Genomic DNA, 5,930 nt, shown 5'->3' with positions numbered 1-5,930 from the left:
TTATAAGCAGGCGCTCGCCTTTGCACCCGGCGACACCGCGCTGCAGCAGAGCCTGATGCTGTCGCTGATCGCGCAGGGCCGCTTCGAGGAATCGCTCGTCTACGCCGACAAGCTCAAGGAAGTGCCCGACGTCGAGCGTTTCTCGCGCCTGGCGCTGGCGGTCGATTCCTTCCACAAGAAGGACTTCTCCAAGGCTGAGTACTGGTTGAAACTGTCGCTCGAATCCGATCTCGACCGGCTACTGTCCGGCGTCATGAGTGGCTGGGCCAAGGAAGGCGCCGGCGAGCCCGCTGATGCCATGGCCGCCATCGACAAGCTGCAGGGCCCCGACTGGTTCGGCCTGTTCAAGTCTTTCCACCGCGCGCTGATCGCCGATGCCGCGGGCATGTCGGAGAAGGCCGATCAAATCTACGCCGCGACGCTCCAGGACACCGCCGCCGGCGGTGCCGCGCCGGAGACATGGATGCGCAATGCGCAGGCCTATGCCTCGTTCCTCGCTCGCAAGGGCGACAAGGCCAAGGCGCTTTCGGTGCTCGACCAGGCCGAGGCGTTCGCGCCAGGCAAGCTGGAAATCACCACGCTCCGCGAAGAGATCAACAAGGGCGACAAGGTCGAGCCCTTCATCGCCGGCCCGTCCGACGGCGCGTCCGAGATCCTGCTCGATCTCGCCACCGCGCTCAATCGCGGCGGCGGCGAGCCGTTCGTACGCCTCTATCTGCAATATGCGCTGGCGCTGAAGCCCAACAGCGATGCCGCTCTGGTGCAACTCGCCGCCGTCGCCGAGCAACTGAAGGACGGCGAGGGCGCAATCGCTCTCTATCGCCGCATTCCCGGTTCCTCGCCGCTGAAGGAGCTTTCCGACCTGCAGCTCGGCCTCAACCTTGCCGATCTCGATCGCCATGACGAGGCGATCGCTCATCTGAAGGCGTTCGTCGACAAGCATCCGCAGGACATGCGCGCCTATCTGGCGCTGGGCGGGGTCTACTCCTCCAAGGAGGACTTCCGCTCGGCGGCCAATCTCTACGACAAGGCCGTCGAGGTGCTGAAGACGCCGACCAATGCCAACTGGAACATCTTCTATCAGCGCGGCATCGCCTATGAGCGGCTGAAGGAATGGCCGAAGGCGGAGCCGAACTTCCGCAGGGCGCTGGAACTGTTCCCCGACCAGCCGCAGGTTCTGAACTATCTCGGCTATTCCTGGGTCGACATGAACATGAACCTCAAGGAAGGCCTGGCGATGATCCAGAAGGCCGTCGATCTAAGGCCGAGCGACGGCTACATCGTCGATTCGCTGGGCTGGGCCTATTTCCGCATGGGCAGGTTCGAGGACGCGGTCCGCGAAATGGAGCGCGCCGTGTCGCTGAAGCCGGAGGACCCGGTGCTGAACGACCATCTCGGCGACGCCTACTGGCGCGTCGGCCGCAAGCTGGAAGCCACCTACCAGTGGAACCAGGCCCGCGACCTGAAGCCGGATCCCGACGTGCTTGCCACCTTGCAGCAGAAGCTGCTCAAGGGCCTGCCGGCGATCGAATCCAACACGGCGCAGGAAACCCCGAAGGTCAAGCCGGCCACGCCGGCGCCGAAGGGGTGAGCGGCACCGAAGAATGCTTTGAGCGGGGCTCTTCGTAGCCCCGCTTCGCTTTTAGAGAAGCTTGCGATACACGACGAACCCCGACCGCTCCGCCACCTTGTCGTAGAGTTGCATGGCCGTGTGGTTGGTCTCATGCGTCTGCCAGTACACCCGGCCCGATCCGGCCGCCTTGGCGCGTTCGTAGACGGCGTTGATGAGTGCCCGGCCGACGCCCTTGTCGCGCGCGGCCTCGGTGGTGAACAGATCCTGCAGATAGCAGTTCGCCGCGATCGCCGTCGTGCTGCGGTGATAGAGATAGTGGACGAGACCGAGGAGGCGTCCCTCGCTTTCGGCCACCAGCGCATGCACCGGCTCGTAGGCGTCGAAGAAGCGCGACCAGGTCATGGCCGTGATGTCGCCGGCAAGCGCCGTCTCGCCCGATCGGCCGTAAAAGGCGTTGTAGCCGTCCCATAGCGGCAGCCATTGCTCGAAATCCTCTCGCGTGATGGGTCGGATGCTGATGGAATCTGGCATGGCTGGGGCCTGCTGTTGCTGATGGCGGAGACATGGAACAGACCGCAGGCTCGTCGTGCCGGCAATGGGCCAGCCGTCGGCTTGCCTTGACGCTTGCCAGCCGTGCCTCTAGAGCGTGGTCCCCATCCAGCCGCTCCATCGAGGCCGCCGTGACCGTCGACATTCCCGCCCACATGCATCCCAGCCGCTCCTTCCAGGGGCTGATCCTGACCTTGCACAATTACTGGGCGAACTATGGCTGCGTCATCCTGCAGCCCTACGATATGGAGGTTGGCGCCGGCACCTTCCACCCGGCAACCACCTTGCGCGCGCTGGGTCCGAGGCGCTGGAACGCCGCCTATGTGCAGCCATCGCGCCGCCCGAAGGACGGGCGCTATGGCGAGAACCCCAACCGGCTGCAGCATTATTACCAGTATCAGGTGATCCTGAAGCCGAACCCGCCCAACCTGCAGGAGCTCTATCTTGGCTCGCTTGAAGCCATCGGCGTCGATCCGCTGCTGCACGACATCCGTTTCGTCGAGGACGATTGGGAAAGCCCGACGCTGGGCGCCTGGGGGCTCGGCTGGGAGTGCTGGTGCGACGGTATGGAAGTGTCGCAGTTCACCTATTTTCAGCAAGTCTGCGGCATCGAATGCGCACCGGTCGCGGGCGAGCTCACCTACGGTCTGGAGCGGCTCGCCATGTATGTGCAGGGCGTCGACAATGTCTATGACCTCAACTTCAACGGCCGCGAGGGCGCCGACAAGGTCACCTATGGCGACGTCTTCCTGCAGGCCGAGCAGGAATATTCGCGCCACAATTTCGAGTTCGCCAACACCGCGATGCTGCTCAGGCATTTCGAGGACGCCGAGGCCGAATGCAAGGCGCTGCTCGCGGCCGGCACGCCCGGATCGAATGACGTGGGCGCAAGGCACCGCATGGTCCTGCCCGCCTACGACCAGTGCATCAAGGCCAGCCACGTCTTCAACCTGCTCGACGCGCGCGGCGTCATCTCGGTCACCGAGCGGCAGAGCTACATCCTCAAGGTGCGCAACCTGGCCAAGGCCTGCGGCGAGGCCTTCCTGCAGACCGAGGCGGGCGGCCTGGCGGCCTAAGTGTGTCGATATTCAGGTGATGCCGGCCTGCAAACGCCGGTTTTCTGCGCTTCCGCTACTCACGTACGTCAAGTACGCTCCGCTCCGGGTCTCGAAAACCACCGTTTTCGGCTCGGCCTGACCTTAATCTCAACGCACCTTAGTTCAAGGCGCTTTGGCCAATTTTGAGTGAAGCTGTGATCGGCAACGAGCTCTGGCTGCTTGCGCTGTCGATCGTCCGCAACGCCTGCCGCACGCCCGGCATCGTGAACGTGCCATGCATCTGGGCGGCGAAACAGGCGCTCAGTGCGAGGATTTGCAGGGTTCTCGATACGGTCTTCATGGTCGTTCAGCCAATAGGTCTCTGCCTGAGCGTTGGTCGCTTCAGCGCCGCGTTCGGTTCATGGGATTTCTGTTCTTAGGACGGGTGCGCCCGCTTGGTCCCGACAAAGACCTGATAATTTCCTGAAATCGGCCACCCCGGCGGCCGGCGGGCAGGGGTGACAGCGGCGAGCCGAGTTGCTATGCCCCGCCCGGACCGTTCGCCCCGCATGAGTTGATCCCTATGCCCGACCTGCTTCTGGAACTTCGCTCCGAAGAAATTCCCGCGCGCATGCAGCGCAAGGCCGCGGGCGACCTCAGGAAGATGCTGTCCGACGGCCTGGTCGAGGCCGGCCTCACCTATGAGGCAGCGCGCGAGTACTGGACGCCGCGGCGCCTGGCGCTCGACATTCGCGGCCTGACGGCGCGCTCCAAGGACATTCGCGAGGAGATCAAGGGCCCCGCCACCTCGGCGCCCGAACAGGCGGTGCAGGGCTTCCTGCGCAAGGCGGGCCTCGCCTCGATCGCCGAAGCGCATGTCCATTCCGACCCGAAGAAGGGCGACTTCTATGTCGCCCACATCTCCAAGCCGGGCAGGGCGGCGGAAGAGATCATCGCAGAGCTGGTGCCAGGCATGATCCGCAGCTTCCCGTGGCCGAAATCGATGCGCTGGGGGCCGGCCTCGGCCAGGCCCGGTTCGCTGCGCTGGGTGCGGCCGCTGCAATCGATCGTCTGCACCTTCGGCCCCGAGACCGAGGAGCCCGTCGTGGTCGATTTCGAGATTGACGGCATCCGTTCCGGCAACGTCACCTATGGCCATCGCTTCCACGCTCCGGGCGAATTCACCGTGCGTCGCTTCGACGACTATGTTTCGAAGCTGGAAGCCGCCAAGGTCGTGCTCGACGCCGAGCGGCGCAAGGAGATCATCCTGGCCGACGCCCGCAACCTTGCCTTTGCAAATGGTCTCGACCTGGTCGAGGACGACGGATTGCTGGAAGAAGTCTCCGGCCTCGTCGAATGGCCTGTCGTGCTGATGGGCGAATTCGAACAGGACTTCCTCGCCATTCCGCCCGAGGTCATCCGGCTGACCATCCGCGCCAACCAGAAGTGCTTCGTCACCCGGCCGCAAGGGGCGGGCGAGGACCTGTCCAACCGCTTCATCCTCGTCGCCAACATCGAGGCCAGCGATGGCGGCAAGGAGATCGCGCACGGCAACGGCAAGGTGGTGCGAGCCCGCCTGTCCGACGCGCTCTATTTCTGGAAGACCGACCAGGGCGACCTGCCCGATCTCGGCGAACTCCAGGCGTCGGCGGAGAAGTTCGGGCTGGATCTGAAAAAGCCGCTCGACCAGCGCATGGCCCGCCTCGACCATCTCGACGTGACCTTCCACGCGAAGCTTGGCACGCAAGGAGCACGCGTCGAGCGGATCAAGCGGTTGGCCGAGGAACTGGCGCCGATCGTCGGCGCCGACCCGGCGCTGGCGCGCCGCGCCGCGGTGCTTGCCAAGGCAGATCTGCAGACCGAAGTAGTCGGCGAGTTCCCGGAATTGCAGGGCGCCATGGGCCGCAAATATGCGCTGCTGGAGGGTGAGCATGCATCCGTGGCCGCGGCCGCTGAAGAGCACTACAAGCCGCAAGGCCCGTCCGATCGCGTGCCGACCGATCCGATCTCGGTTGCCATCGCGCTCGCCGACAAGCTCGACACGCTCACCGGTTTCTGGGCCATCGATGAGAAACCAACTGGCAGCAAGGATCCGTTTGCCCTGCGCCGCGCTGCGCTCGGCGTGGTCAGGATCCTGATCGAGAACCGCGTTCGTTTGGCGCTGACATCGATCTTCGCCAAAGCCTTTGCAAACTTTGCAGGCGGCGCGAGCCCGCAGTCCGACCTCCTCGCCTTCTTCCACGATCGCCTGAAGGTCTATCTGCGCGACCAGGGCGCACGGCACGACCTCATCGATGCCGTCATCACGCCACAGTCCGACGACCTGCTGCAGATCGTGCGCCGCGTCGAGGCGCTGGGCTCATTGCTCGACACCGACGGTGGCAAGAACCTGCTCGCCGGCACCAAGCGCGCCGCCAACATCCTGGCGGCGGAAGAGAAGAAGAAAACCCTCATCGCCGAGACTGTTGAGCCGGCTCTTCTGCGCGAAGAAGCGGAAAAGAAGCTCTATGCCGCGGTGAATCAGGCCGAGAAGGAAGCCGGCCAAGCGATTCAGAACGAAGATTTTTCCGCCGCCATGCTGGCGCTTAGCGTGTTGCGTGAACCGGTTGATTCATTCTTTGAACAGGTTCTCGTCAATGATGAGGACCAGGCCGTGCGCGCCAATCGTCTGGCGCTGCTTGCCCGCATCCGCGCCGCCACCGATCAGGTCGCGGATTTCTCCAAGATCGCCGGCTGACGGCCGAAAACGCGGGCCTGGAATTGCCTGCGCC

General features: G+C 64.2%; 5 protein-coding genes. 3 read left to right on the top strand and 2 right to left on the bottom strand.

Annotation, left to right across the window (positions count from 1 at the left end; translation table 11 throughout):
* A partial coding sequence (locus tag EN781_RS23310; RefSeq protein ID WP_127400370.1) for a tetratricopeptide repeat protein occupies positions 1 to 1,591 on the top strand: 1,591 nt, incomplete at its 5' end.
* A gap of 51 nt (positions 1,592 to 1,642) precedes the next feature.
* Here the strand turns inward: EN781_RS23310 and EN781_RS23305 are convergent.
* A complete protein-coding gene (locus tag EN781_RS23305; protein ID WP_126055967.1) occupies positions 1,643 to 2,104 on the bottom strand; it encodes a GNAT family N-acetyltransferase in 462 nt (153 codons plus the stop codon).
* 149 nt (positions 2,105 to 2,253) lie between these two features.
* Here EN781_RS23305 and EN781_RS23300 point away from each other — a divergent pair, with 149 nt between their 5' ends.
* Positions 2,254 to 3,198, top strand: a complete 945-nt coding sequence (locus EN781_RS23300; protein WP_126055966.1) for a glycine--tRNA ligase subunit alpha — start codon at positions 2,254 to 2,256, stop codon at positions 3,196 to 3,198.
* Between the two features lie 139 nt (positions 3,199 to 3,337).
* Here the strand turns inward: EN781_RS23300 and EN781_RS23295 are convergent, their stop codons facing one another.
* Positions 3,338 to 3,520, bottom strand: a complete 183-nt coding sequence (locus EN781_RS23295; protein WP_126055965.1) for a hypothetical protein — start codon at positions 3,518 to 3,520, stop codon at positions 3,338 to 3,340.
* 222 nt (positions 3,521 to 3,742) lie between these two features.
* Here EN781_RS23295 and glyS point away from each other — a divergent pair, with 222 nt between their 5' ends.
* Entirely contained in the window at positions 3,743 to 5,896 is a 2,154-nt protein-coding gene (glyS, locus tag EN781_RS23290; protein ID WP_126055964.1) for a glycine--tRNA ligase subunit beta, read from the top strand.
* The last annotated feature ends 34 nt before the right edge of the window (positions 5,897 to 5,930 follow it).

It is taken from the genome of Mesorhizobium sp. M4A.F.Ca.ET.090.04.2.1 (assembly GCF_003999085.1).
Lineage (GTDB): Bacteria > Pseudomonadota > Alphaproteobacteria > Rhizobiales > Rhizobiaceae > Mesorhizobium.
This window is presented reverse-complemented; position numbering and strand designations above follow the sequence as displayed.